At 33.1% G+C, this 24152-nt stretch carries 21 protein-coding genes; 1 reads left to right on the forward strand and 20 read right to left on the reverse strand.

The annotated features are described in order from the left end of the window. Positions 1 to 10: 10 nt before the first annotated feature. The gene (locus EGI22_RS17365; RefSeq protein ID WP_255069702.1) at positions 11 to 2017 is read left to right on the forward strand and encodes a tetratricopeptide repeat protein; all 2007 of its coding nucleotides are present in this window, start codon (positions 11 to 13) and stop codon (positions 2015 to 2017) included. A gap of 149 nt (positions 2018 to 2166) precedes the next feature. Here the strand turns inward: EGI22_RS17365 and EGI22_RS17370 are convergent, their stop codons facing one another. The 20 genes from EGI22_RS17370 to EGI22_RS17465 form a co-directional block, all read right to left on the reverse strand. Then, positions 2167 to 2994: a hypothetical protein gene (locus EGI22_RS17370; RefSeq protein WP_255069703.1), complete on the reverse strand. Its 828-nt coding sequence runs from the start codon at positions 2992 to 2994 to the stop codon at positions 2167 to 2169. Next, on the reverse strand, positions 2960 to 3769 hold the full coding sequence (locus tag EGI22_RS17375) for a hypothetical protein (protein WP_255069704.1): 810 nt from the start codon (positions 3767 to 3769) through the stop codon (positions 2960 to 2962). Before EGI22_RS17375 ends, EGI22_RS17370 begins: the two co-directional genes overlap by 35 nt. Before the next feature lie 7 nt (positions 3770 to 3776). Further along, the gene (gene yidD, locus EGI22_RS17380) at positions 3777 to 4199 is read right to left on the reverse strand and encodes a membrane protein insertion efficiency factor YidD (protein WP_255069705.1); all 423 of its coding nucleotides are present in this window, start codon (positions 4197 to 4199) and stop codon (positions 3777 to 3779) included. Then, positions 4144 to 4869 carry a hypothetical protein gene (locus tag EGI22_RS17385; RefSeq protein ID WP_255069706.1) on the reverse strand — a complete coding sequence of 242 codons (726 nt, stop codon included), beginning with the start codon at positions 4867 to 4869 and terminating at the stop codon, positions 4144 to 4146. Before EGI22_RS17385 ends, yidD begins: the two co-directional genes overlap by 56 nt. A gap of 98 nt (positions 4870 to 4967) precedes the next feature. Continuing rightward, positions 4968 to 5411 (reverse strand): hypothetical protein, encoded by a 444-nt coding sequence (locus tag EGI22_RS17390; protein ID WP_255069707.1) that lies wholly within the window; start codon positions 5409 to 5411, stop codon positions 4968 to 4970. A 225-nt stretch (positions 5412 to 5636) separates the two neighbouring features. After that, positions 5637 to 6086 (reverse strand): hypothetical protein, encoded by a 450-nt coding sequence (locus EGI22_RS17395; RefSeq protein WP_255069708.1) that lies wholly within the window; start codon positions 6084 to 6086, stop codon positions 5637 to 5639. 139 nt (positions 6087 to 6225) lie between these two features. Further along, the gene (locus tag EGI22_RS17400; RefSeq protein ID WP_255069710.1) at positions 6226 to 6651 is read right to left on the reverse strand and encodes a hypothetical protein; all 426 of its coding nucleotides are present in this window, start codon (positions 6649 to 6651) and stop codon (positions 6226 to 6228) included. 234 nt (positions 6652 to 6885) lie between these two features. Further along, positions 6886 to 10128 carry a CotH kinase family protein gene (locus EGI22_RS17405; protein WP_255069711.1) on the reverse strand — a complete coding sequence of 1081 codons (3243 nt, stop codon included), beginning with the start codon at positions 10126 to 10128 and terminating at the stop codon, positions 6886 to 6888. 180 nt (positions 10129 to 10308) lie between these two features. Beyond that, positions 10309 to 11616 carry a hypothetical protein gene (locus EGI22_RS17410; RefSeq protein ID WP_255069712.1) on the reverse strand — a complete coding sequence of 436 codons (1308 nt, stop codon included), beginning with the start codon at positions 11614 to 11616 and terminating at the stop codon, positions 10309 to 10311. Between the two features lie 62 nt (positions 11617 to 11678). After that, positions 11679 to 12743, reverse strand: coding sequence for a hypothetical protein (locus EGI22_RS17415; protein ID WP_255069713.1), 1065 nt, complete (start codon positions 12741 to 12743; stop codon positions 11679 to 11681). A gap of 44 nt (positions 12744 to 12787) precedes the next feature. Further along, entirely contained in the window at positions 12788 to 13117 is a 330-nt protein-coding gene (locus EGI22_RS17420) for a LytTR family DNA-binding domain-containing protein (RefSeq protein ID WP_255069714.1), read from the reverse strand. A gap of 278 nt (positions 13118 to 13395) precedes the next feature. Then, positions 13396 to 14019 carry a hypothetical protein gene (locus tag EGI22_RS17425; RefSeq protein WP_255069715.1) on the reverse strand — a complete coding sequence of 208 codons (624 nt, stop codon included), beginning with the start codon at positions 14017 to 14019 and terminating at the stop codon, positions 13396 to 13398. Positions 14020 to 14023: 4 nt separating this feature from the next. Then, the gene (locus EGI22_RS17430; RefSeq protein WP_255069716.1) at positions 14024 to 14788 is read right to left on the reverse strand and encodes a prolipoprotein diacylglyceryl transferase; all 765 of its coding nucleotides are present in this window, start codon (positions 14786 to 14788) and stop codon (positions 14024 to 14026) included. Between the two features lie 112 nt (positions 14789 to 14900). After that, positions 14901 to 15056 (reverse strand): hypothetical protein, encoded by a 156-nt coding sequence (locus EGI22_RS17435; protein ID WP_255069717.1) that lies wholly within the window; start codon positions 15054 to 15056, stop codon positions 14901 to 14903. 319 nt (positions 15057 to 15375) lie between these two features. Then, positions 15376 to 16029 carry a response regulator transcription factor gene (locus EGI22_RS17440; protein ID WP_255069718.1) on the reverse strand — a complete coding sequence of 218 codons (654 nt, stop codon included), beginning with the start codon at positions 16027 to 16029 and terminating at the stop codon, positions 15376 to 15378. Next, the gene (locus EGI22_RS17445) at positions 16026 to 19037 is read right to left on the reverse strand and encodes a histidine kinase (protein WP_255069719.1); all 3012 of its coding nucleotides are present in this window, start codon (positions 19035 to 19037) and stop codon (positions 16026 to 16028) included. Before EGI22_RS17445 ends, EGI22_RS17440 begins: the two co-directional genes overlap by 4 nt. A 112-nt stretch (positions 19038 to 19149) precedes the next feature. After that, complete coding sequence (locus EGI22_RS17450) at positions 19150 to 19683, reverse strand: DUF3575 domain-containing protein (RefSeq protein ID WP_255069720.1); 534 nt, start codon at positions 19681 to 19683, stop codon at positions 19150 to 19152. A gap of 204 nt (positions 19684 to 19887) precedes the next feature. After that, positions 19888 to 21447, reverse strand: a complete 1560-nt coding sequence (locus EGI22_RS17455) for an OmpA family protein (protein WP_255069721.1) — start codon at positions 21445 to 21447, stop codon at positions 19888 to 19890. Between the two features lie 11 nt (positions 21448 to 21458). After that, complete coding sequence (locus EGI22_RS17460; protein ID WP_255069722.1) at positions 21459 to 22361, reverse strand: hypothetical protein; 903 nt, start codon at positions 22359 to 22361, stop codon at positions 21459 to 21461. 13 nt (positions 22362 to 22374) lie between these two features. Next, positions 22375 to 24147, reverse strand: coding sequence for a hypothetical protein (locus EGI22_RS17465; RefSeq protein ID WP_255069723.1), 1773 nt, complete (start codon positions 24145 to 24147; stop codon positions 22375 to 22377). Positions 24148 to 24152 lie beyond the last annotated feature (5 nt).

Genomic DNA, 24152 nt, shown 5'->3' on the forward strand with positions numbered 1-24152 from the left:
AAAACTATATATGGCCAAGCAAGTTCCCAATCAGAAAGGTAAGAAATTAGAATTAGAAACCCCTGTTTTAGAGCAAGAATTGAACAAATGGATGGTATTTGGAGGATTAATGACTTTGATATTCTTAATCTATTTCAAGGTTTGGGACAATAATTTAGTTTGGGATGACGATCCGTATATTAGACTGAATGAAGCCGTTAAAGCATTTGATATTAAGACTTTGCTAACAGGGTTTCATGTGGGTAACTATCATCCAATTACTATGTTGTCATTGGCTCTAGAGTATCTGATAGTAGGGGAGAAACCATGGTTATATCATTTTGACAATTTACTGCTTCATGGAATTAATAGTTTTATGCTTTTTAAAATCTCAAAGCAGCTAAATCTAAAAAATACTGTAGCGGTTTTGTTGGCATTTTTCTTTGCAGTGCATCCTTTACATGTAGAGTCAGTGGCTTGGGCGGCTGAGCGTAAAGACGTACTTTATACATTATTTCTATTTTTATCTTTTCATTTTTATTTGAAATATGCCGAAACTCGTTCTAAAAAGTTCTATGTAATTTCATTGGTATTATTTATTGCAAGTTGTTTGTCAAAAGGTATGGCGGTAGTTCTACCGGCTATATTGATTGTGACGGATTGGTGGATGTTGGATAAGAAATTTTCTATGAAAGTTCTATTCGATAAAATACCTTATTTCGCAATAACTTTATTTTTCGCATACATTGCTACTACAGCTCAAAAAGATGCTGGTGCAGATGCTACCTCAGTTATAAAGGCTGCCTATACGGCTTCTGAGCGGTTCAGAATTGTATGTTATTCTTATCTTTTTTATTGGGTAAAAACAATTCTACCAATCAACCTTTTGCCATTTTATCCTTATCCAGGTAAGCCGGGAGGTAGCCTTCCAAGTGTATATAATTTGGCAGTTTTTGGAATGATAATTTTTGGCGTTTTGGTATATTGGTTAGGTAGAAAAAATAAGCAAATTTGGTGGGCAGCAGCATTTTTTACTATTGCTATTTCAACAGTAATTCAAATATTACCAGTAGGTAGTGCAATAGTGGCAGATAGGTATTATTACTTGTCTTCTGTTGGACCATTGTTTTTATTGGCATGGGTTTTAGGGAATATCAAAAATGAAATAAGTAAGATATTATCATATGGACTTGTTATCGTTTGGTCTGGTATGACTTTTTTCCAAACTGGACATTGGAAAAATGGCTTCACGCTTTTCAAACCAGCAGAAAAATTTTATCCAGAAGACGCTATGGTGTTAAGCAACATAGGGTGGTATTATTTAGGGGAAAAAGAATTCCCGATGGCGAAGCAATATTTGGTGAGGGCTGATAATAACGGCTTCAAAAATGCCGATGTCTGTCGTACTATTGGGTCAATGTTCATTGACGAAGGTGATTATAGCAGTGCTTTGACATATTTAGAAAGAGCCCAAACTTATTTGCCTAAATCTCCTCGGACCGATTGGTTGACAGCTTTGGCATTGTTAAAAACTGAAAAATATCAGGAAGCACTTCCTTATGCAGAAAAAGCTGTAAAAGATGCCCCTGAAAATAAAGAATACATGAATTCTTATGCTCAGACGCTAATGAACTTAAAGCGGTTTGATGAGTCAAATAAGGTGTTTGAAGAAGTGATAAAACTAGATCCTGAAAATTGGGATGTTTATTTGAATATTGCTTATATGCACAGACTAAGAGGTGATTTTCAAACTGAAATCAAGCTTTTGGAAGAATTGATTAATAAATCTCCAAGCTATCTGCCTGCATATAAAAATATTGGTGTAACATTTAGTGATTTAAACCAAAATGAAAAAGCTGTAGAATATTGGCAGAGAGCTACAGTTTATGACACCACTGGTGATTATGACTATAATATTGGAATAAATTATGCTAATAGGGGCAAAATAGAGGTAGCTAAGGATTGGTATATAAAAGCTGCTAAAAAAGGAAAACCTGAGGCAATACAAATTTTGAAAAATAATGGAATAGCTTTTTGAGGTTTGGGATTAATTAATTGGTTTTTGGTAAAATAGTTATTGCTTAATTTGTTATTGGATAATTAGTTATTTGTCAATTTATTTTTGGTATCCCGATTGCTATCAGGAGGTTGTTGGTTAGGTAGTTATGTAAAAAATAATTTAAATCACTATTGTTTTTTTTCTACCTCATCTAGCAATTTGTTAAAGACTTTGTACCTTTTTTCTTGAATTTTTGCCACTGCTATTATTTCTGCTTTTTTGTATCCGCCTTGGTAATAGCGTTGAAACCAAGGTAAAATCGAAATGCCTGCATCAAGTGGGCTAACCAAAATAGCTGAACGTAGACCAAGAGCTATCAGACCTGTAGTTAGTACAAATGAGTTTAAGCCGTTTTTAACATCTCCTACGTAAAGTTGACCCAAGCCAGGCATAATAATACTCAATATTTTTGCCTTTCTAGGGCTTATTTTGCTTATTTTGTCATTTTTCTTAAAGAGTTCATTCACTATTGTTGAGTCTTCTATTATTTGACTAAATGCTGATTTTGATTCGGGAAATTCTCCTTTAGCAAACCTTAACATTGCTTCATAGAAAATCTTTTCTTTTGATTCTTCGTCAGTAAGTACCTCGGGTAGATTTAGCATTTCAATTTCAGCATAGTCATAATCTTGAATTATTAAGAAACAAGATATTTTTTTTAGCAAATATTGGTTTTTCAGAGCTTGATCTTCGGTCGAAAAGTAGGCTAATTCGTAATATTCTGTCGCCTGTCTGTAGTCTTGAATATTGTAGAGACAATCTGCTACTTTTGGGTAGATTTGGGTTGCAAAATTACTTTCTGCATCAAAATACAAAGCCCTCTTGTAAGCTTCCATGGCATTTTGATAAGATTTCTCCTCATAGAGTTTATTGGCAAACGCCACGGTCTGGTTTAAGTCTTGGGCATTAGCTACCCAAACATTAATAATAAGAATTAAAAATGTCGCTAGCTTCATGCTGTAATTTGTTGATTTTCTTTTTGTTAAAGTCTTTGGTAGATTTTACGGAACCATAAATATTGCCAAGGTAAAAACCAAAGCCAATTCCGCCATACAACCATCCTCTGTAATTATTTACGCCATGTTTGTTGAAGTTTCTGTAAGATTGAAACGCCATACCCGCCGTAAAAAACAAGGAAACTAGTCCATCCTTCCAGTTGTTAGAATAAGCTTTTCCAGTACCGGGTACTACTGCCGACATGATACCAGCCAGAGCAGGGCTTTTCTTATGTGTTTCTTTTTCTAAAATGGTTTTATAACCCTCAGCGACATAAAATTCCTTGTTCTGAATATTTTCTAAACTATTTCTGGCAGCTTTAAAATCATTGTTAAATATCTCTGAAGTGGTATTGAAAATAGTTTTATCATCTGGTTTGAAATTTTGGTTATTAGTCCAAAACGTTCTTGCATTTTCCCAATCTTTGTTTTGCATCAAAAGTTTGGCGTATTCCAAAGCTGGAGCGAAAGGAATAGTTTGGGCATCAGGATAAAGCTGTTTTGTTCTGAAAATCCCAATATTAGTTTGGTTTGAAAGTCTGTATGATTTCAACAATTGTGTTTTTAAAGTGTCGCTTTCAGGTGTAAAGTAAACTAAACGTTCAAACTCTTTTCCAGCTAATTCATATTGACCGGATTTTAATAGATAATCTCCGTATTTTTTGGAGTTTTCAAAATTGTATAGATCCTGAGCTATTGTAGAAAAACTAATAAGTAAAAGAAAAAGTATTCTCATTTAGGCATTATTTTATAGTAGAAACAACCGGAACAGCATTGTCAGCACCCGGTTCGTCTTTTAGAAGCATTGTTTTTTTGTCTATTTCGTAGTTTTGAGGTGTGAGTCCATTGCAGCGTGTAAGTCTGTCCATGGTCATAACCCCACCTTTTATCATTCCGAATTTTTTAACTGCCAAAATACCGTATTCAGAGCAAGAAGGAGAAAAGGTGCAAACCGTGAGGTCTTGGGAAGAGAAAAATGTTTTGTAAAACAAAAACAAGCCCGAAAATAATACTTGAACTTCGTTTTGGTTGTTTTTTGCTTCCGTGTATTCTTTTTTTATGTTACCATCAGGAAGGACATTTCTATAAAGGCCTACCTGAGCTGAAGTATCATTTTTTGATAGCAGCAGACCTAGTAATAGGCAACTTGTAGCGATATATTTCATCTTCATTTGTTTGGTCTATTACAACGTTTTTGTAGGTAGTTAACTGTATGTTTTTCTCTCCTTTTTCTGAGATACTTATCATTGTTACCTCTGTCGGAAATTCAACTCCTTTTACGTTTACATATTTTTTAAAAAACTGTTGACTGACCACCGCACCCTTGGTGTTGTAGAAAATCATGGCATCAAGGCGTTTGTTTACAGTTTGCATCTGGATATTTCCGAATACTTTTTTGTACTGATCTTCAGAAGGTATCCAAGTGGTCAATACACCTGTGGATGTTTTCTCTATTTTTCCGATTTTGAAAAGTGATTTTTCGTTGTTTTTAGGTTTAAGGCCGTAGTCAAACAACTGACCTGAAAGAGCCAAGTGAAAGGCAGTAAACTCAGGAATTAGGAATGTTCGGGAAGCTGAGGTAATTATGTTTTTATCGTTCAGTGTGTACATAGTAGTATCCTGAACGACCATAGTTTCATTTTTAGGGAAAATAAGTTTATAGACTATCTTTTTGTAGATTTTGTCGTAATAAACTTTCCCCATGGTCAATCTATAAGTGCCATTCGAAAGTTTATCTTTTATAGAAACATCAGCTTTGAATCTATAAAATTGCTGTGCTTCAGATTTAGAAATAAAAGAAAAAGTAATTAAAAATAAGAAAACCAGTCGCTTCATTCAATATTTTTTAGGATATACAAAAATAGTCTAAGCTATTAAAGTTTAGACTATTTTTAACGATTTATTAAGAAAAAAAACTGGTTTATTTCAGAATCTTAGTAGTAATAAGTGCTTGATCCGGCAATTAGTGCAAATATCACTAAGCCCAAATACACTACTGCAATAGTTCCCATCGAAATGGCACAACCTTTTACGGCTTTGTTCACCGCATCTTTATCGCCATCGGTTAGTAAATACAATAAAAGGATTCCTAAAATACCAAGGCAAAATCCCCACCAAAATGCTGGAATGTTACCAGGAAGTTCACCTTCAAGAATAGAGGCACTAACATTATCAGAAATGTTAAGATTAGCTACTAATTCTGGGTTTTCAGTTTTGATGTTTGCTAGGGTTTTACCTTCGTTAGCGTTTACAAAAGCTTCAATTTTGTTTAATTGATGAAATTCTTGATCTGTGTTTGGTTTTGTGAAAACATCTTCTGCATGAATCTGAGAGAAAATAGTAAAGGATAGAATAAAAAGAATTGTGAGTTTCTTCATTATGATTTTAATTATGAATGGAAAAAAATATTTCTTTTACTAGTGCAAATTTCATGCGAGAAAATTACAATTGATAATTTTATAGAAAAAGTAGTCTAAACATTAAAATTTTAGACTACTTTAAAACCTTCCTAATTTAATGCCAGTTTTTTGGTTATTTTTTTTGACAAAAAAATAATTAATAGGTGGAAAAGCAAAATAGCTAAAAATCCATTGGAATATTAATTAATAAGTTGAATTAGCCCAAAGAAATGCATTGCCAAATATGTAAACATAAATACCTACATAAGCAACACATCCTACAACCCCTGATAATATACAACCTAAGGCCGCTTTTTTAGTTAAGTCTTTATCTCCATCAGCCATAATCAAAACAATCAACAAACCAGCCACAGAAAGGCAGAAGCCCCACCAAAAAGGAGGAATGTTTCCGGGTAAGTCCGAATTAGAGATACTTGAATCAATGTTTGCAGAAATATCAATATTTTCTAAAAGGGAAGAATTTGCTAATTGTAAATCTTCTAGAGTAGTACCTTGGTTTATATTGACGTAGTTTTCAACTTTACTAAGTTTTTCAAACTCTTTATCTGTATCAAATTTTTGAAATGGATCCCCTGCAAAAACGTTAGAATAAAAACAAGTAATTAATAGGACTAGGAAGGTGATTTTTTTCATCTTTTGGTGATATTTTTTTTATGAAAATTGATTTTTTTGCAAACATACATATTTTTTAAATCTATTAATAAAATATTTGAGCCAAAAAAAAGAGGCCCAAGCGTTTGCTTGAGCCTCTTCAATATATTTTTGAGATATATTAGAATATGGTTAATGCTACCCAGAAAACATAATATAATATATAAACTCCACCAGTAACTATACATCCCATAAGGGCTTTTTTCGTTTGAGCATTGTCTTTGTCAGTCAATACATAAACTAAAATTACTCCCAAGATGGTAAGCACACATCCCCACCAGAATGCTGGGATACCAGCTGGAAGGTCAGAAGCAGCAACTGAAGCTGCAGCGTCAGCTTCGATATTGATGTCAGTCAAAAGATTTGAGTTTTGAGATTGTAAAGATTCCAAAGTTGTTCCTTCGTTGTTTTGAACGTAGTTCTCAATTTTGTTTAGTTGCTCAAACTCAGCGTTGATATCTTGTGCATCATAATTGATTGGTTCTGCAGCAGTAGCTAAAGTAAAGCTAAGAGCTAGAATGCTGATTAGGGAAAGGATTTTTTTCATGATAAAAAAATTTAGATGTTTAATGTTTACGCAATAATAGATAATTAAAATTTGAATTTCAAAGGCTTTGAACACTTTTTTACAAAAGAATCTTAAAAATGAAAAAGTAAAGAATAAAGCTCAGTTTTTTTTCAGAGTTTTTTATTTAAAGGTAAATTCTAAGAAATTTGCTTTTATTATAAATTATTAAATTTCCAAATTGTAATTTAGAAAAGACTAATAAAGCTGTAATGATTATTCTGGGCAGACAGAGATTTCTGCTTTAAAGACCGAGCCTGTTTTAGCCTCAAAACCGGGTTTTAAAAAAATTCCTTTATTGGTTTTATTAAAGACTATGATGCCATCTTCAATTTTGCCGGTGTTATGAATATAGTTTACATTATCATTCAAAATTGAAGTTTGATTTAATTGATTTTCATAAACTTTAATACCTTCTATTTTTATATTATCAATTGCTAGTTCATCCCTTGGGCCAGATATGTCATTTCCAGTGTAATAATATTTCCAAAAAAGTTGTACATATGGCTTATTCATCATTGAAATTGGCAATATAATATTCTCAAAAATTAGAGAGTCATTGTTAAAATTACTACCAGAATATTCAACAATTGGCAAGAATTCCTGAAAAGGCTGAATATCCCCTTCTCTGAAATACAATCTAATTTTGAACTTTCTTGGATTTGATGTAATAGTTCTACCGACCCAAGATATTTTTACGGTATCAAGGTTTTCACTATTTATAGCAAGTAAAAATCCCCCTAATTTATTCTCAGGATAACCTACGTTGCCATTTCCGGTATTGATAAAACTAAAGCCATTATTTCCAAGTCCATTTATTCTAGTACGTGAAGTTAGATTAAAAGCACCAGAAGTAAATCCCTCTATATTAGCATTAATTGTGGGATTCTGTTGGTCTAAATATACGAATTTTGAATTTGACGGTGAACTTCCCGCACTACTTGTAGATGACCATTCGTTAAGACTATATCCACAATTTGCAATATTTGCTGCTATTTCAGGTATTGGATTCTCTGATAAAATTGAAGACTCGAAATATGCAGTGTAAACTTTATCGGAAGACGTATTTATAGTTATTGTCTGATCAAATAATTGAATTCCATTTAATATCCAGTAGGCAAATTTATAACCTGGATTTGGTACTGCTGTTATTTTTAGAGGAATATTATCAAAATATACACCTGTCCAAGAGTTAACATTAATTGGCATGCCTTTGGTAGAGCTTTTTATATCCATTATGTTTACTTTAATAAAGCCTTTTATCGTGTCAGGTGTGTTTATTGTTAGGTTGTATTCGCCTGTCAAATTGAAATAAGTTTTTATTTGGTTAAACATTTCAGAAGGTCTACCTACTATATAGTTTGAAACAATAGCACATTGACTGTTCCAATCTACAACGCTATTTAAATTTTTCCATCTGGTAATATGTTGTAAAATTTCTGGTGAGTAAATATTTTTAAGATTATTAAACAAAGGCAAAGAATAACTAGATTTGAAAGAGCTATTTAATAAATCAGCATATCTATTGATGAAGAGATTTTTGAAGGTTGTATTGTTTAATAATTTCTTAAAAATAATATTGTCAGGGTGGTTTGTTTGGTTTAATAAATCAGCATTTTGATAATTCACGACTTCACCCAAAGATCGATCTGTATCAAAAAGAATCCACCTCCACCTTCCATCGTTTCCATAAGAAGCATTTGGATTATAAGTATTTCGAGTTCTCCAAAGTTTTACATTGTTTTGTGGCCAGTCAATATTTCCTATAAAAATTTCAGCTATTTGATAATCAATTAAATTTTCGGGATCCAACATTTCAATTGCTGCATTATAATTTGCAGGAACACTCATGTCATTTGAGGTCACAAATGAATACATGTTGTCATAATGAATTTCGTCACCCTCGTTTATTTCATCTGGGCCATTCCAGGATATACTTCTCATGTCAAGGTTGTCTTTATCAACTCCATAAATTCCATTTAAGAAATAGTTATCTATTCTGTCTCTGATGTTATGAATACCCCAATATTCTCCATTTAAAAACAAAATTGATTGACGGCTTTTTTGGCTAGAAAAGTTCAAATGTTCCATCCATTTTTGAACAAACACATCCTTAAAAAGTGTTTGGTTATAATCGTTTCCGGAGTTTCTTAAAATAATTCGATCTTGTAATAAGTTAGGACTTTGGGGAAATATTGGATTATTGTCAAATTTATTTACACCATAAAGCCTCAAAGACTTATAAGGGAAAGACGTTGTACAACCACCATGAATTCGAATAGAAAGGTTCTGGTTTATAATGTTGTTTTGAGTCTCTATTAGTTCGAAATTTGCTGGGCGTTCCCAAACTGAGCCTTTCATGGAATAGTTCCCTATGGTACATATATCAGCGGGTTCGGTTGGATTAGTAATTCTGAAATTATCAAATATCACGCCTGCTGTATAAATACCTTGGTTGTATTCAAAAAGATGATTTTCTTGAGCGGCAATTGAAACCACTGGAAAACTGTAGGGGTTGTTACCTGTGGTACTGTAAAAATAGCTATTGGTAACTACATTAGAAGTTAAATAACCAACTTTTGAAGCTACTGCTCTTATTACAGTTCCTTTTTTTATAAGGTAGTTCGGAATGTAAGTAGGCGTTTGGTCAAATGTACTTGAAATCGTACTTATCTGATTGGCTTGGCTTGTTTTATCTTGTACGAATATAGGAGTTGTGTAAGGTATAGATGTATAATTTCTAGTTAATAAACTGCCAAACGGATCTCCTGGGTTTTTCGGAAATGTATTTTTATATTGATATGTTGTGCCTGTTGTATTAGTTGGGTTCGGGTATGAGCCATCTGTTGTATAAGTAATACTTACAGCTGGATCAGAGTGGGTTAAAGATAAGCTAAAATTAGCATTAAAGAAGCCACCTTGTTTCGAAAATATGGGTGGATCAAGGAAGCCGTCGTAGGCGTTTGTAGGGTTGTTAGATATGTTAGGGCTGCTAGGAGAAAAATATTTAATTACTGAGGAGCCATCTGAATATCTGCCATAAGATACATCATCTCTTTGTGGTGGGAATATTATTGAATCAATATTAGTGATTCCATCAGGCATGGTTAAATACACCGCTTCTCCATTTGTAGATGAAAGAGAGAAATTTGCATGTATGTTTCCCGCTGAGGTGTTGCCACTCGCCCATATTAATAAATATCCATTTGCTGGTACCACAACTTGATTTACATTTCCTGTAAATTGAAATTTGGTAAGATTTGTAGTTAAGTCTGAGATGTAATAATTAGCCAAGTCAACAGGCGTGTTTCCAGCGTTGTATATTTCTATCCAATCTGAATAATTACCGTCATTATCTGTAATTGTTGAGGTGTTTGATGCCATAACCTCATTTATGAATAATTGGCTTAACCCGATTTTGGGTAGAATCAAAAGTAATAAAAATGTTAAGTGTTTCATCGAGTTGTCTTTAAAGTGAACGTATTATTTTAATTTTTTAGGACTTTTAAAAGTCACTTTTTTTGCAAAGAATTAGAGATGGAATTTATTATTTCGGAGCATTATTAATATTGTTTTCTTGGAAAAAACAGCCAAAATGCATTCGTTTTGAGTTTTTTAAAAAAATTCAAATTTTAGTAATTAGTACAAGTTGGATCTGGAAATTAATCGCCATTTGCTGATATTGTCATCATATACTATATGAAAACTCTCTCCAGGTTGAAGCACAGAAATAGTAGTTGAAAACCCATTTTTTATTGCCGGAGAAATGTTAATAGAAACATTATTGCCCTGATTTGCCAATATATAATATCGGCCACTTATAGGTTGAAAAGAAGGCAAAGTAATGGTTTGTGAGCTGTTATTGCCTGTATAAATCAAGACGTTATCATTTCCTGTAGCAGTTGTAGAGGCCGTAAAAGTTCTGAAAGGAACTGTAATGGACTTGAAAAATGTAATACCATTTTGTTGTAAATTCATAAATTTGTGGTTAAAGTTATAATCAAATGTTTTGGCGTCAAAATCAATCGAATTGCTTTTAACTGACAAATGGTTAGCTTTTATTTCCATTTTGTCATAGTGGGGCGAATAAATTTGAGTACTATCGTTTCTAAATGTAATTTTTTTAGGACCCGATAGGTTAATGTCTTTAGTTTCTGTAAAAATATTTTCCCAGTATGTTCCATTTCCAATTAAAGCAGCATTACTGATATAATCATATGTCAATTTTCCAGCAGTAGGTGTTTCAGAGCTTGTTTCAACGTTCAGAGATTGCGGCAATTGTATAAAATTTGGTGCTACTGTTGCACTAGAAATTAATCCGCTGATGTTATAAGCGTTTGAAGAGCAGGGTGCAGATCCTCCAAAACTAACGAAACCAGGTATATAGCTGTTATTCAAGCTTGGTGCTGTACTACTATTTGGATTCCATGTCAAGGGCGTATCATTATTAACAAACCAAAAATCATTACATGGTAGATTTGTAGTATAATTCTGAAAAGCAGTTCTGGCAATTAACCTAGCGGAACCTACATAATTATAAGTATCTAGGTAAGAACCCGCATAAAGGTTTTCTATATAATACCAATACCCATCTTTTCTAAATAAGATATTAGCTCGAAAAGAAGAGTAAGAATAAAAATAATAAGAGCTATAAACATTAGTACCTGCATCCTTAAAATTTGTATTGAAATTAAAAGCACTCGGAACATTAGGATTTATATAGATTTCTAAACCATTATAGTTATTATCAAAATTATTATATTGTGCCAAAATAGAAGCCTCAAAGCCAAAACATAAAATCAAAAACATAAAAACTTTTTTATGGCTTTTTGTTGGTTTTAGAATATTCATTTTTAACCAAGTTCTTGATAGACTATAGTTTTTAATATTCTTAGAGCTGAATAAATCATTAAACGCAGTTTGATTAAAATTTGAGATGTTTTGCATATTTGAAAGATTAATTTTATACCCTACCGCCTTCAAGCCGCCTCGGAAATTTGCTTATTTTCTTAGTTTATTTTATACCAGTTATATCCGTCTGAAACTATCGTTAGGTTTTGACCTGCTGATAATATACCTCCACTAAGACCTATAATGGAATAAGGAGAAAAAGTTACTGTTCCGGTACTCGGATTGGCAATCTTGTATTCACGGCCATTTAAAGGATTTGGATTTGGAAGTGTAAAAGTGTTTGATGACGTTCCTGAATGAATTACTATATGGTTATCTTCTCCCAAGGTATAATCACCTGTTGTGTTTGTTACTGGAGTTGCTATTGCTGTTTTAACAGTAAAGTTTGTAGTATAAGGGGAATTGTTTTTTCCTAAAACTAATCTTTCTACACCATCAGTTTTAAACACTAAATGCGTAGTACCACCATTATTATTTGTTCCAAATATTTGTGTAGAAGCATCACCAAAGTTAAAAACTTGGTTTTGGTTTAAATTATAGTCTGAGTAGTTAGGCCAGACAGATTTCCAGTTTGTACCATTATTAAATTGTATGCTTTCTTCACAAGTATTGTATAGGATTCTTCCCGCTGAATTTGGAATAATTGCAATTTGTACTGAGTTTTTATTTGCCAAATCAATATAATCGGGATTAATAACAGTTGTTGTAGAACCTAAAGCGGTCGTACTCGCAGATGGCCCTGTTAGTGTAAGTGATACGATTGGCCCATTAGGTGAAGCTATTGGCAAACTTGGATAACTATACCATTGGTAACCATAGGGCCCAAAAGGAACTACATATTGTTGCCATAGTGCACATGCTGGCGGATTTATTGTTGGATGTTCAACTTCGGTTCGATATAAGTAGTAAGTATTTGCATAATAAGTAATTCCTAAGCCTGTGTAAACAATATACCAATAATTGTCTCTCCGAAAGATTGTTTTGGTACCTCCTGGTCCTGCCCAGGTATCAACCCAAAAAATATTTGAGCCATTGTCTTCAAATGAAGTTGATGTACCCGTTCCTACCAATGCAAGGGTATGGCCTCCGTAATTCACTTGCGAAAAAGCGATATTGGTTGAAATCAGAATGAATAGAGAAATGCTAGAAATTAGATTTTTCATTTTTTTTTGTCATTAGATATTTAACTTTTGTAAAAGAAAACCTATCAATCCAATTTCTTTAACCCTTCCAAATGCCCCAAAAAGCTTTTGGTTCTTCGTCTAGAAGGAATTATTTTTTCTCCATTATTTAGGAAAATCTGATTGTCTTTAACTTTTTTGATACAGTCTGTGTTGATGATGGTGGATTTAGTAACCCTAAAGAAGTTTGGGAAAGGCTCTAGCTGTGCTTGGATTTTTTTGAGAGTGGTGGCTACAATGATTTTGTTTTTACCATTTTGAAAATGTACTGTTGTATAATTCACGTCTCCTTTTAAAGTGATAAGTTCAAAAGGGTTTACATTTTGACGGCCTCCTATGTGTATTAAGTTTTCCATGTGTTTATGTTTTTTGTTTTGGGAAATATTTTCTTTTATATCCTGATGGTTCCATTTTTTGTAACCATCGAATTGTTTTTTTTTACAGGACAAAGAAAGAGAAGATTATTATACAGCGGTATCGCTAATAATAGTGAGTTGGAAATTTGTAATTTTTGCAATCACAATTAAGTTTTATGAATTTCTCATAAAAAAAACCTCCAATTTGAAATTATTGGAGGTTAATATTTAAAAGTTTTAAATTTATAATAAGCAGTGATAATAATTTAATTAAGCACTTATGACTCAAAAATTATATCTATAAAGGGGAAATAGATATTTGCTACTGGACCAGGTGTTGTATCATAAAATTGGCCACCAATAATACTGTAATTTGATGTTTCAAAAGGGAAATCTCCAGGGTTTAAATTTGTAATTGCCCTTCCTTCTGTATTTTCAATTTTATTCAAATACCCGCCAGCAGGCAGTTTTCTTCTAATAATGTACTTTTCACTTGCATCAAGACTCACATTTGCAGGAATATATTGCATTTCAGTTGCATTGAAAACTTGATTTATTGTGAAAATAACACTATTGTTTGAGGCTTTCACTATTTCGATAGTATATGGCAGATTTGCTGCAAATAAATTCGCATTTCCTTGATAACCTATCTTACAGATGGTTTTAGGAGAGGGCACTGTAAAAGTAAATTCATGTATCAAAAGATCCATTTTGCTATCTTTTCCCAGTTTCTTTGAAATAATAGTTTCAGTTATTTTTTTTAAATCTGATAAGTTTTCATCACAAGTTGCAGCTTGGGTATTAATTGACCCAAATCCCATATTGCAAGCAGAACCAATTATTAGTACAGCTGTAAGCCCCAAAAAGGCTGGTAAAATCCAATTTGAAAATATTTTTTTCATTTTTTTAAGAATTATGTTTAGAAATTGATTTGTTTTTTATTTTTAGATATATAATGAATGTTCCTACTATAGATATTAATGAAATAAACTGTGCATGAGATAAATAATTTGGAATGATAAAACCTCTAACATCAGCTCTGAAAAACTCTAGAGAAAATCTTAGAATTCCATAGCTCAAAAGATAAATTATGATTTTTTCGCCTGAATATTTTTTTGAATAATTGTGTAGAAAAATAAATATTATCCCTAGACTAATAGCTTCGAAAAGTTGAATTGGAAAAACATTATGGATACCTGATGCCTCAAAATCTAGTCCAAATATGCTCGAAGTGTGTATCCCGTAACAACATCCACCAAAAAAGCATCCCAATCTGCCAAAGCTATGTGCAATAAGTATTGCTAACACCATAATGTCAAGAACTTGGTATATTGGAAGTCGGTAAAACTTTAGATAGTAAATAGCAACTAAAACGCCAAATATTAAGGAACCGTAAAATACAAATCCACCTTCTGAAATATCAAGTAGCATTCTAGGGTTTTGAATATAAAATCCTGGATTTTCGAGCCAAAATAAAAGTTTTCCTCCAATAAATCCACCAAGAAAAATCAAGTAATAGAAGTTATTTTCAAGATTTATATCTAATGTTTTTTTAGCATAATATTTACTATATTTAGCAGCTAGGAAGGTTCCGAGTACTATGCAAATTGAATATGAATAAATTGGAAAATTAAGACCCCAAAAATCAATATTAAAAATTACAGGATACATAAATCAAATATTTAGAGATTGTTTTATTTAGAAATGTAAAAAAGTTGGGTTTTAAACCTATTATATCTGTTTCAAGAGTTTTATTTTTTTAGATATAAATACTATGTTCTGTTTAATCTCCAACACTAGCTCCTAATAAAATTAAAGTTATACCAATAAGGAAAATTAAATAAACCATACTTGCCGAAACACCAATCGCCGCCATTTTCTTTTTGCCTTTTGGCAGTTTTAATAGAGGACCTATTCCGAAAAAAAATGATAAGTTCAATTTTTTCTTCTATTATTAATTTTTCACTTTTTTTCTTCACTTTTTTTAGAAAATATTTGCTTGTTTTCTTTTGTAAATGTTTCTTTATTAGTGGGTTGAAAACTTGCAAAATTGCTTATCTGACATGAAGAAATAATTAAAGGAAATAGACTGATAATTATTGCTCTGATTGGTTTCATTTAATTCTTATATTAATAAGTGGTGTGCAAAATTATGAAGTAAAAAAGACGCCCAAAATCACTAAATATAGTGACAGGAATTTGAACAATAGAAAGCAAAGTACAAGTGAGTTTAATAAAAGAAGAATTATAAAATAAACCTACCCCTTAATATTCTTATAATAAAAAGAAATAGCCTCGCCTAAGCTTGATATATGTAGTTTTTCGTAGATACGTTTGGTGTGTGTATTTATGGTATTATAGCTGACGCCGAGTTTATCGGCTATCATTTTGTAGCTTAGACCTTCAGACAACATTTCTAAAACTTCTAACTCTTTGGTGCTTAGTGGAGATTTTACAGGTTTGGGTTTGAAATAATCGAGTACTTTTTGGGCTATGCCGGGGTTCATCATGGCTCCACCTTCGTACACTTCCATGATGGCTTGGAGAATGTGTAGTGGTCTGTCAGTTTTAAGTATATAACCACTTGCACCGTTTTTTATAGAAGTGAAAATTTTTTCGTTGTCGTCAAATGCGGTCTGCATCAAAACCTTAATTTTCGGAAAATTTGTCTTTATTAATTTGAGACCCTCCAACCCATCAACTTCAGGCATATTAATGTCCATCAAAACTACATCTGGCAAGGTAGTTTTCATCTCATAAATGGTGTTTTTACAGTTTGGGGCTTCGCCTACACACACAAACTCTTCGTTGAGCTGTATCAAGGCCCTTAAACTATCTCGTCTGTCTTGGCTATCGTCGTATATAAATATTCGTATCAACATCTTGCAATTTAATACGTTTTTTGAAATCATTTTGTACCTAAATCAAGTGACACGGGAATAGTAACCAAAATTTGGCAGCCTTCCATTTCACTTGAAATGATTTCTAAAGTCCCTTTCATTTCGGCAACCCTCATTTTCATGTTTTTAATACCATTTCCATAAATATTATTTATATCGAAGCCATTTCCGTTGTCTTTTATTTCCAGATATATGTTTCCATTTCTATAATTACTAATCAATGTAAATTCTGAAGCATTGCTATATTTTGCTGCGTTATTGATGGCTTCTTTGGCTATAAATATTAAATTCTTGCGTAAATAAATTTCCAATAAATAAGGATTGATATTTTTGTCTATTTTTATTTTATAATTGATGTTAGTGGATCCAAGGATGTCGTTGGCAAAGTTTTTTATTTTAGTCGCAAAATCAATAATTTCCTCTTTTCCTGGCTTCATACTCCAAATAAGATCACCCAAAGTTTCGCCCAATTGTTTTGATTGATTCTCGATTTTTTCTAAAACAGTTTTTGCTTTTTTTATGTCTTTCGATAGTAGCTGACTAGCCACGAGGCTATTAACCTGTAAACTGCTCAGTGATGAACCAATATCATCATGTAGGTCAGCTGTGATTTTTGTTCTTTGTTTTTCTAGAGCTAATTCTTGCTCAAAAATTGCATTAAGTTTTCTCGTTTTTTGTCTGTTGTAAAGATAAAAAGCCAAAGCCGAAGTGAAAAAACCTATAAGTAACCAAAAAAGAAAGCGATTGTAAAAAGGAGTGGCGATATTAATCGAAATTCGTTTGCTCGCTATTTTCTCTTTTTCGAATTTATCATAAACTCCTAGCTCAAGTACATAGTCTCCCGATGCTAAATTGTTAAAAATCAGTTTGCTATTTCGTGGGAGTATATTCCATTTAGTATTCTGTTTCTGTATTAATCTGTATATAATCTCTTGACTTTTACCATATTCTAAGTCTTTTACAAAAACTTTAAAAGATATATTGTTTTCCTGAAAGGGAAGTAGGATGTTGTTCACCTTATTAGCATTGATTTCGGGCTTGTAGGGGTTTTCTTTGACCCAGATCTCGTCAATATAAACTTCAGATTTATAAAATTTTGATTGTTTTAGGGGAGGCTTGAAATAATTTAGGCCGTTTACACCTCCAAAATATAAGGTGCCGTCTGATCCTTTTAAGAATGCCCTATTGTTGAAGTCCCAGTCTTGAATACCATCACTTTTATCAAAATTTACAATCGAAAAATCAGTGGTGTTTATGCTGCTCAAACCTCTTTGGTGGCTGCACCATGCGTTTCCATCGTTATCAAGCAATAATCCATAAATATATGTACCGGAAAGGCCATTGTTGGCATCGAATTGCTTTATGATTTTGTATTGGTCATCAAGGAGAAATACTCCTTTGTTTGTACCAATCCAAAAGCGTTTTCTTTTGGTATCAAATTGAACATAAAATGATTGAATGCCCTTCATAATATGTCTTTTTTCAATGAGCTTATCACCCTCATTTTGAAATTCTATTAAATCTTGATTTAGAAAACTTACAATTAGTGTAGTTTTATTTATTATATTGATTTTAAATGCATTAGGTGTAGTGTTGGCTGTTTTGATGGAATTTGTTTTCGGGTCTAACCAATACAAACCATTTGAAGAACTTATCAAGATTTTACCATTTTCTAATACGGCTATATCCTGAAATTCGCTTAATTTTTCAATATCAGTTTGACTTAAATAATTTTGAATTTTTAGATTGTTGTCAACAAAAACAATCCTGTTTTTATCTATGGAATTAATTAACCAATAACCATTTCTTTCAAAATCTGTAACACCACGGGTATAGGTAGTTAAAAAATTAATCTTTTTTACATTGCCGTTTGTTCTGTTTAGTATCCAGTTGCCATGAATCATAATTTCATGCGATGGCAGTTCGACAATATAGCCTACAGAATTTGTGTTTGATTTAATCCCAGGGTTAAATTCTTCTGGGACTTTTTTGAGAAGATTACCTTTAAAACTAAAGATTTTTTGTTCTAAGCCGTTATCTGTGGTCCACAACCTACCAATTTTATCAAAGGTAAAATAAATTATTGCTCTAGTTTTTGCGATATTATTTTGCCAAATCCATTGGTGATTTTGCGTTTCTTTGTCCAATAAAACAAATTCTTCATTGCTTTTAAAAGCGACTAGATTATTATTGAAGGCTAATGAATTTATAATGCCTAATGTTTTTTTGCCAAGTTTTAGTATTGGCTTGGTTTCTTTAGTATGGGTATCATATTCTAAAAGACCATGATTAGTGCCAATCATCAAAATGCCATTTTTTAAGTCATGTTTTGAGCAAAAAAACTCATTTTGAATATTAGAATTTTGTGTTTTTATAGGGTAGCTTATGCTTTTGGTACTAATTTCATATTTGGCTACTTTGTGCATTCCAATAATCCAAATATTTTTTTTAGCATCGATAAATGGCCAGCGATAGTAAAATACATTGTTTGAAAGCTGATAGATATGAACAGAGTTGATAGTTTCTAAATCTATCTTGGTGACAAGGTTGATTTGCTTAGTTTTTACATCATAAGTAGCAATTTCATAAAATCGATTAAAACACCAAACTTTACCGTTTTCATAGGCAAAAGGCATAGCTATGTCGTCTACTGAATTTGTGAAAATTTTTTGGAGCGAAAACTTATCGGTATTTCTGTTATAGATATAAAGGCCGCTTTCGCTACCAATATATAAGTTGCTCTCGGCGTCTTCGGCAAAACCGTAACCTTGTTGGAGGTTTGGGCAGTTGTCAAAGTATTTGTTGAGGTTGTAAACTTTTACTGAGCTGCCATCATATCTATTGAGGGCGTCGTTGGCGGTGATCCACATAAATCCTTGGCTGTCTTCATATCTGAAGTAATTGCTTACTTGCGACAGGCCGTCGTCTCCATTAAGTGTACTTACATTAAAATTTATCGGGAATTTAACTTGCCCAAAGGCTTGAAATGCAAGCAAGCAAAACAGTAAAATTTTAGGCATATTAGGGTTACTTTCTTCTTATCTAGAAACAAGTTAGCCTAAAATATATTCAAACACAAAATTCGAATTGATATTTACAAGAAGTAATTCCACCGTCTTACTATATTCTCTTTTAATAAATTACCCAGCCAAGGCCTAGTTTATATTGTAATTTAGTGGTGACATTGTCGTCAATTTGATTAAACGGTTCAAGTTTTGCTTTAGCATCGTTTAATATTCCGATACCTAGGCCAAAATCAGCTACAAAGGATTTTTTTGCTCTAATTTGAAAGCCGAGATTTAAACCGCCAGAAAAGCCCTGGTTTTTTGTTTTTGTATTTTTGATAAACAGAGCATTGGGTTGCACATAAATACCTTCCAAAGGTTGAAAGTTTTTAGCTTTTTTTTGATTCCAATAAAATCTATAACCTAAGTTGACCTTCTGATGAATACCTCCTCGAAGGAAAAACTGGTCTTTGTAATCAGTTAATGGTGTGTACAAGAAATCGGCTACTACGCTATTCTTTTTGCCTATTCCCACTTCTATGCCTAATGGTACACCTCCCAATATTTCAGTCAAATTGGTTTTAATGGCTAAAGGTGTGCCTGATTTTTCCTGTGCAAAGGCCGATACCCAAATTAGAATACTTAAAAATATTGTTTTCATAATTTTGAATGATTTAGTGTTTTTTTAAAATTTGTGCAATTGAATTCTTTTTTAAATATGTATTAATACTTTTCAAAATTATTGCTGAAATGTGATTGTGTAAATCCCTAATTGTAGTGATAAAGAGAAAAAAAGCGTTCGGTCTTTTTGTAAAAAAAGCCCAGAAATAAAATTTTTCTGGGCTTAATTTGTTGAATATATTGATTATTCTATCACCTTCATTTCCACCCTTCGGTTTAGGGCTTTGCCTTCAGTTGTGCTATTTGAAGCTATTGGTCGATCAGGCCCATAGCCTACTGCAATTAATCTAGCTCTTGAAATTCCATAAGAAACCAAATAGTTTACTACACTACTTGCTCTGTTTTGACTGAGCTTTTGATTGGTTGCAAGACTACCCACATTGTCGGTATGACCTTGAATCTCCAATTTGGTTTCTGGGTTATCTTTTAAAAACACGATAAGTTTCTGAAGGTCATCAGATGTGGCAGTGTTGAGGTTTGACTTACCAGTTTCGAAGAATATCTTGTTGAGCACAATGCTTTTGCCAGCTTTAGCTTCTTCTATTCCTAATTGGAGTTTTACATACAATGTAGCACTTCTATTAAGCCCTTTTGTACTGAGATGCTCAATGTTTGAGATATAACTTGCTTTTTTTCCAACCACCGAAAAATCACTGCCTGATTCTAATTGAGCTCTAAATTCTCCATCACTTCCTCTGCTAGTTACAAATTCAGCACTTTTTTGAGTTTCATTACTAACCGTTACTACGGTTCCTCCTACAGGTTTATTAAGGCTTTTGTCTATCGTAACGCCTACCAACGTAAATCGAGGATCGTTGTGACTTAGCTTAACTTCCAATTGATTTCCTTTACTAGCAAAGCTATTTTTTGTAAGATTTTCTTTTGTGGCATCTATTTTATTTAATCTCCCCGAAACTTCATAATCACCAATCGGTATATCTTTAAAAATAGCCTTTCCGTCTTCATTGGTAGTTTCTGTATAAATATCACCTGAAGTGCTTATCAATTTTACCTCTGCATATTCTAATGGTTGACCAGTGGCCTCATCTATTAAACTTACGGCTATATTTTTAATTATAGGCTTCACTATCTCAGCCACTTTTTCAGGTTTTTTAACTTTTGCTGGTTCAGGTGTTTTCGGAACTTCTGGTTTCGCTGTTTTTTTTCTCGAAATGCTAGTGCTTAAACCAATACTGTAATACAATTGCGGGCTTAAGCTAGTGCCTAATGGGGCTCTGTATTCAAATGTTGTATTAATGAATGCTTCCTTAAAAGCATTGATTTGCAAACCCAATCCTGGAATTAAATTGATACCCTTGAGCGTTTTGTATTTAGAAAAACCGGCTTTTGCAATTATATAAGGTACAAATATGTGCTTGTCTGAAAGCAATTTTACATTGGCACCCGCATTAAAATCCAACATTAAATTATCACTTCCAAATAGTACATTCCCAGGTAATTGATAATCTACCCAGCTTGTATTTAGATTTCCATTCAAATCAATTTTTTTGTTTATTCCTTGGGTATAATCTATGCCAAAGCCACCTTGCATTTTAAAAGGTTTGTTCCAAAGATTGTTTTGTAAAACATACCCTAAGTTGTTTGTTTTAATATTATAGGGTGTTAGGAAATCATTATAGAAAAAATGTAAGCCAATGCTTGGGGGCTTTACTAATGAGTCTTTCTGTGCGATGGAAGAAACACACACCAGCAAAAATGTTATAAGAGATATTATTTTTTTCATTGTTTTTCTCATTAATTAAATTGCCAATTGTACCCTTCACCACATTTTGTTTTATCCATTCCTTGGTCTTGGCATATACCAAAAACTCTCGGCTCGCTTCTACCTTGACTGTTTTGATCTTGAATACTAACAGGCTCGCCTTTATAATCAAGCGTTTGTACTGTCCATATAAATGTGTTGTACATGGCATTTTTGATATTCATATTTGGCCTCCAAATGTATTGTGTGGTTCGGTCAACATAAGTATCAAGTATAGGTTGGTTGCTTCTTAAGGCCTGCATGGGCGTTTGATTATTAAGAATCTCAAAAACCTGAAGTCGGTAAGTGGTCTTTTCTTGTGAAAGTGGTACCAAGCTGGACCATCTAAACTGAATGGCACTTTGAGCAGTATTAGGATCAAGCCAAGATTTATCTACGGGACTTAACAAAAAAGGCAAAACGTAATTGACTTGGTTGAAAATTCGCTCGATGATATTGGTCAAAAGCTTTCCTGTTGTCGCATCGAAAATCTCTACTGTTAAAGTATAAAGACCTGGTGATAGCTTTCCACTGCGGGCCAAGTAGTTTGCTAAAGCTGAAAATTGTTGGTTTTCAAGCTGAAGAACTCTGTCCATTCGGATTATGTTTTGGCCACGATTCAAGGTTATGGTTTGGGCAGAATTGAGAATGCTTTTACAAACTAAATCCATATTTTCATTAAAGATGCTTGTCCTGATTTTTATGCCTGTGAGCTCCACTTGTGTCGCATTTCCAGTATTATTTATTATTAGCTGTCCAGCACGGCCATTACCCCAGTCGCTCAAATACGAAGGAGGATTGCTATTAAGTATCAAATTGGCTTGGATTTGGCCAAAACTATTTAGAAAAGATACCGTCAGCAATGTAAAAAGTATTATATATTTTGAATATTTCATTTCATTAATAATTTTATTCTTTGCCAAATTTATATTGTAGCGATGTTCTTAAAGTACTCTCTAAATAGTGTGCTCCCAACAGTGTGGGTGGCGGTGTAAGTTCATCACCGAATTTAAAGAAAGTGCCAGTCATGTTTGTATTCCACCTTAGTCTTTTACTAATTTTATAATCTACGCCTAAGGAAGCCAAAATCGAATTACTTGGCGTAAATGTATTTATAGAGGTATTAGTGTACATCAATTGGCCTTTTAAGTTTATTTTTTGCTTAGGCAAACTGAGCCCAAGACCACTCGTTGCTGTAATCAATTTAAGAGTACTAGGAATCGACGATTTATTGGTAAAATACATCACTGAGAAATCAGGACTTAGATTAGGTTTATCAAAGAAAGTTGGAGCATATAACAACATAGCTGTGTGTGTGTTATTTGTTGTTGAAGAAGGTCCAGGAATTGTTTCAACATACTTGCTCCAATTGTAACTAAGATTCAATAGGTTACTCATTTTTGTATTTGTCCATATATAATTAGGACTGATATTTAAATCATTGCCAATGTTTTTGATACCTAAAAATCCTGGAGTTTGAAAACCAAAATTATTGTAACTGCTATTCAGACTCAACTTCTCATTTATTTGAGAAAAGACATTGATATTTGCTAAAATCTGTTTTGTTCTTGAGCCAGGTACACTCCAATTTCCGAATCGCTGACCGAGGCTTGCCACAACATTTGTTGTATTTTTAAATACTGAAAATTTACTATTTAGGGTATAGTCAAGGCGGTCATTTTGTACGAAAGGATATCCCATGGTGTTGTATCCTGCACCGAGCCATTTGATACTAGCTCCCAAGTCATAATTTTTTATTTTTTTACCAAAAGTAGCCTGCAAAGCATGGTCTCTAAAGCTACTAACATTTGTTTTTTTAAATGGTAAATAGTCTGGAAACAAAGCACTTGGTGGAAAAGCTTGGGTGTTTCTATCGCTTATCGTTGTTGCTATCTCGGATTTCCCATACCAACCCAACTTGGTTTTAAAATGATTACTAAAACTCAATATAAAATTATCTGCTGCATATGGCGTGGTAACCAGGTTTAATGGCACAGCTAATGGGCTTGTGATACTATTAAATTTATCAAGACCTTTTACCAAGTTGAAACCCACAAAATATATGTCGTCTTTTCCTATTCCGAGTTGTCCCATCTGGATTTTTCGCTTATATATTCCTGGAAAATCTACAATGGAGCCGTCAGGTTTCGTAAGGCCAGTAACAGTTTGAAACGCCTGCTGACTTACTCCTTCAAAATAGCTAATGCGAAACTTGCCTGGCTTAAGATTAAAACCATATCCAAACGCTCCAATGTCGCCAGTACTCAAATCGCTGTATTTAAGGTATTGTGTACCGAGCATCACCTCTGCCCATTTATATGTCGGATTGAATCCGATGCTATTGATAGGGTTTGTTAGCCATTGTTTTACAGATTGTTTCGGGAAGCCTGGAAGCCCTCCAAATCCAAAGGGAGCACTGCCAAAGTTGGTTCGCATCGGGCTAAAGCTAAAATTCATTGGCATCTTAAAATTGCCATAAGTAATAACTGGCTGAAAATTAAACCGCACCAGATTCCAAGGCCTGCGAGGTGAATAAAAACTCGGTGTTTTGGGATTTACCGTTAAGCCATAGCCATCGTAAGTTACGCCTGCGGTGCCTTTTATGGTGAGTTTGGGGGGTGATGGAATTTGAGCTGTTGCAAACTCAAATATAAATAATAAAAAAATGATAGATTTTTTCATACGAT

It is taken from the genome of Lacihabitans sp. LS3-19 (assembly GCF_024343575.1).
Taxonomy (GTDB): Bacteria; Bacteroidota; Bacteroidia; order Cytophagales; family Spirosomataceae; genus Leadbetterella.

Excerpts from the sequence above, each read along its gene's own strand:
- EGI22_RS17430 (WP_255069716.1), bottom strand. The coding sequence starts at position 14,788 with ATGTATCCTGTAATTTTTAATATTGATTTTTGGGGTCTTAATTTTCCA.
- EGI22_RS17425 (WP_255069715.1), bottom strand. The coding sequence starts at position 14,019 with ATGAAAAAAATATTTTCAAATTGGATTTTACCAGCCTTTTTGGGGCTT.
- EGI22_RS17410 (WP_255069712.1), bottom strand. The coding sequence starts at position 11,616 with ATGCAAAACATCTCAAATTTTAATCAAACTGCGTTTAATGATTTATTC.
- EGI22_RS17440 (WP_255069718.1), bottom strand. The coding sequence starts at position 16,029 with ATGATTTCAAAAAACGTATTAAATTGCAAGATGTTGATACGAATATTT.
- EGI22_RS17415 (WP_255069713.1), bottom strand. The coding sequence starts at position 12,743 with ATGAAAAATCTAATTTCTAGCATTTCTCTATTCATTCTGATTTCAACC.
- EGI22_RS17370 (WP_255069703.1), bottom strand. The coding sequence starts at position 2,994 with ATGAAGCTAGCGACATTTTTAATTCTTATTATTAATGTTTGGGTAGCT.
- EGI22_RS17375 (WP_255069704.1), bottom strand. The coding sequence starts at position 3,769 with ATGAGAATACTTTTTCTTTTACTTATTAGTTTTTCTACAATAGCTCAG.
- EGI22_RS17465 (WP_255069723.1), bottom strand. The coding sequence starts at position 24,147 with ATGAAAAAATCTATCATTTTTTTATTATTTATATTTGAGTTTGCAACA.
- EGI22_RS17450 (WP_255069720.1), bottom strand. The coding sequence starts at position 19,683 with ATGAAAACAATATTTTTAAGTATTCTAATTTGGGTATCGGCCTTTGCA.
- EGI22_RS17420 (WP_255069714.1), bottom strand. The coding sequence starts at position 13,117 with ATGGAAAACTTAATACACATAGGAGGCCGTCAAAATGTAAACCCTTTT.
- EGI22_RS17445 (WP_255069719.1), bottom strand. The coding sequence starts at position 19,037 with ATGCCTAAAATTTTACTGTTTTGCTTGCTTGCATTTCAAGCCTTTGGG.
- EGI22_RS17385 (WP_255069706.1), bottom strand. The coding sequence starts at position 4,869 with ATGAAGCGACTGGTTTTCTTATTTTTAATTACTTTTTCTTTTATTTCT.
- EGI22_RS17395 (WP_255069708.1), bottom strand. The coding sequence starts at position 6,086 with ATGAAAAAAATCACCTTCCTAGTCCTATTAATTACTTGTTTTTATTCT.
- EGI22_RS17365 (WP_255069702.1), top strand. The coding sequence starts at position 11 with ATGGCCAAGCAAGTTCCCAATCAGAAAGGTAAGAAATTAGAATTAGAA.
- yidD (WP_255069705.1), bottom strand. The coding sequence starts at position 4,199 with ATGAAATATATCGCTACAAGTTGCCTATTACTAGGTCTGCTGCTATCA.
- EGI22_RS17405 (WP_255069711.1), bottom strand. The coding sequence starts at position 10,128 with ATGAAACACTTAACATTTTTATTACTTTTGATTCTACCCAAAATCGGG.
- EGI22_RS17455 (WP_255069721.1), bottom strand. The coding sequence starts at position 21,447 with ATGAAAAAAATAATATCTCTTATAACATTTTTGCTGGTGTGTGTTTCT.
- EGI22_RS17390 (WP_255069707.1), bottom strand. The coding sequence starts at position 5,411 with ATGAAGAAACTCACAATTCTTTTTATTCTATCCTTTACTATTTTCTCT.
- EGI22_RS17400 (WP_255069710.1), bottom strand. The coding sequence starts at position 6,651 with ATGAAAAAAATCCTTTCCCTAATCAGCATTCTAGCTCTTAGCTTTACT.
- EGI22_RS17460 (WP_255069722.1), bottom strand. The coding sequence starts at position 22,361 with ATGAAATATTCAAAATATATAATACTTTTTACATTGCTGACGGTATCT.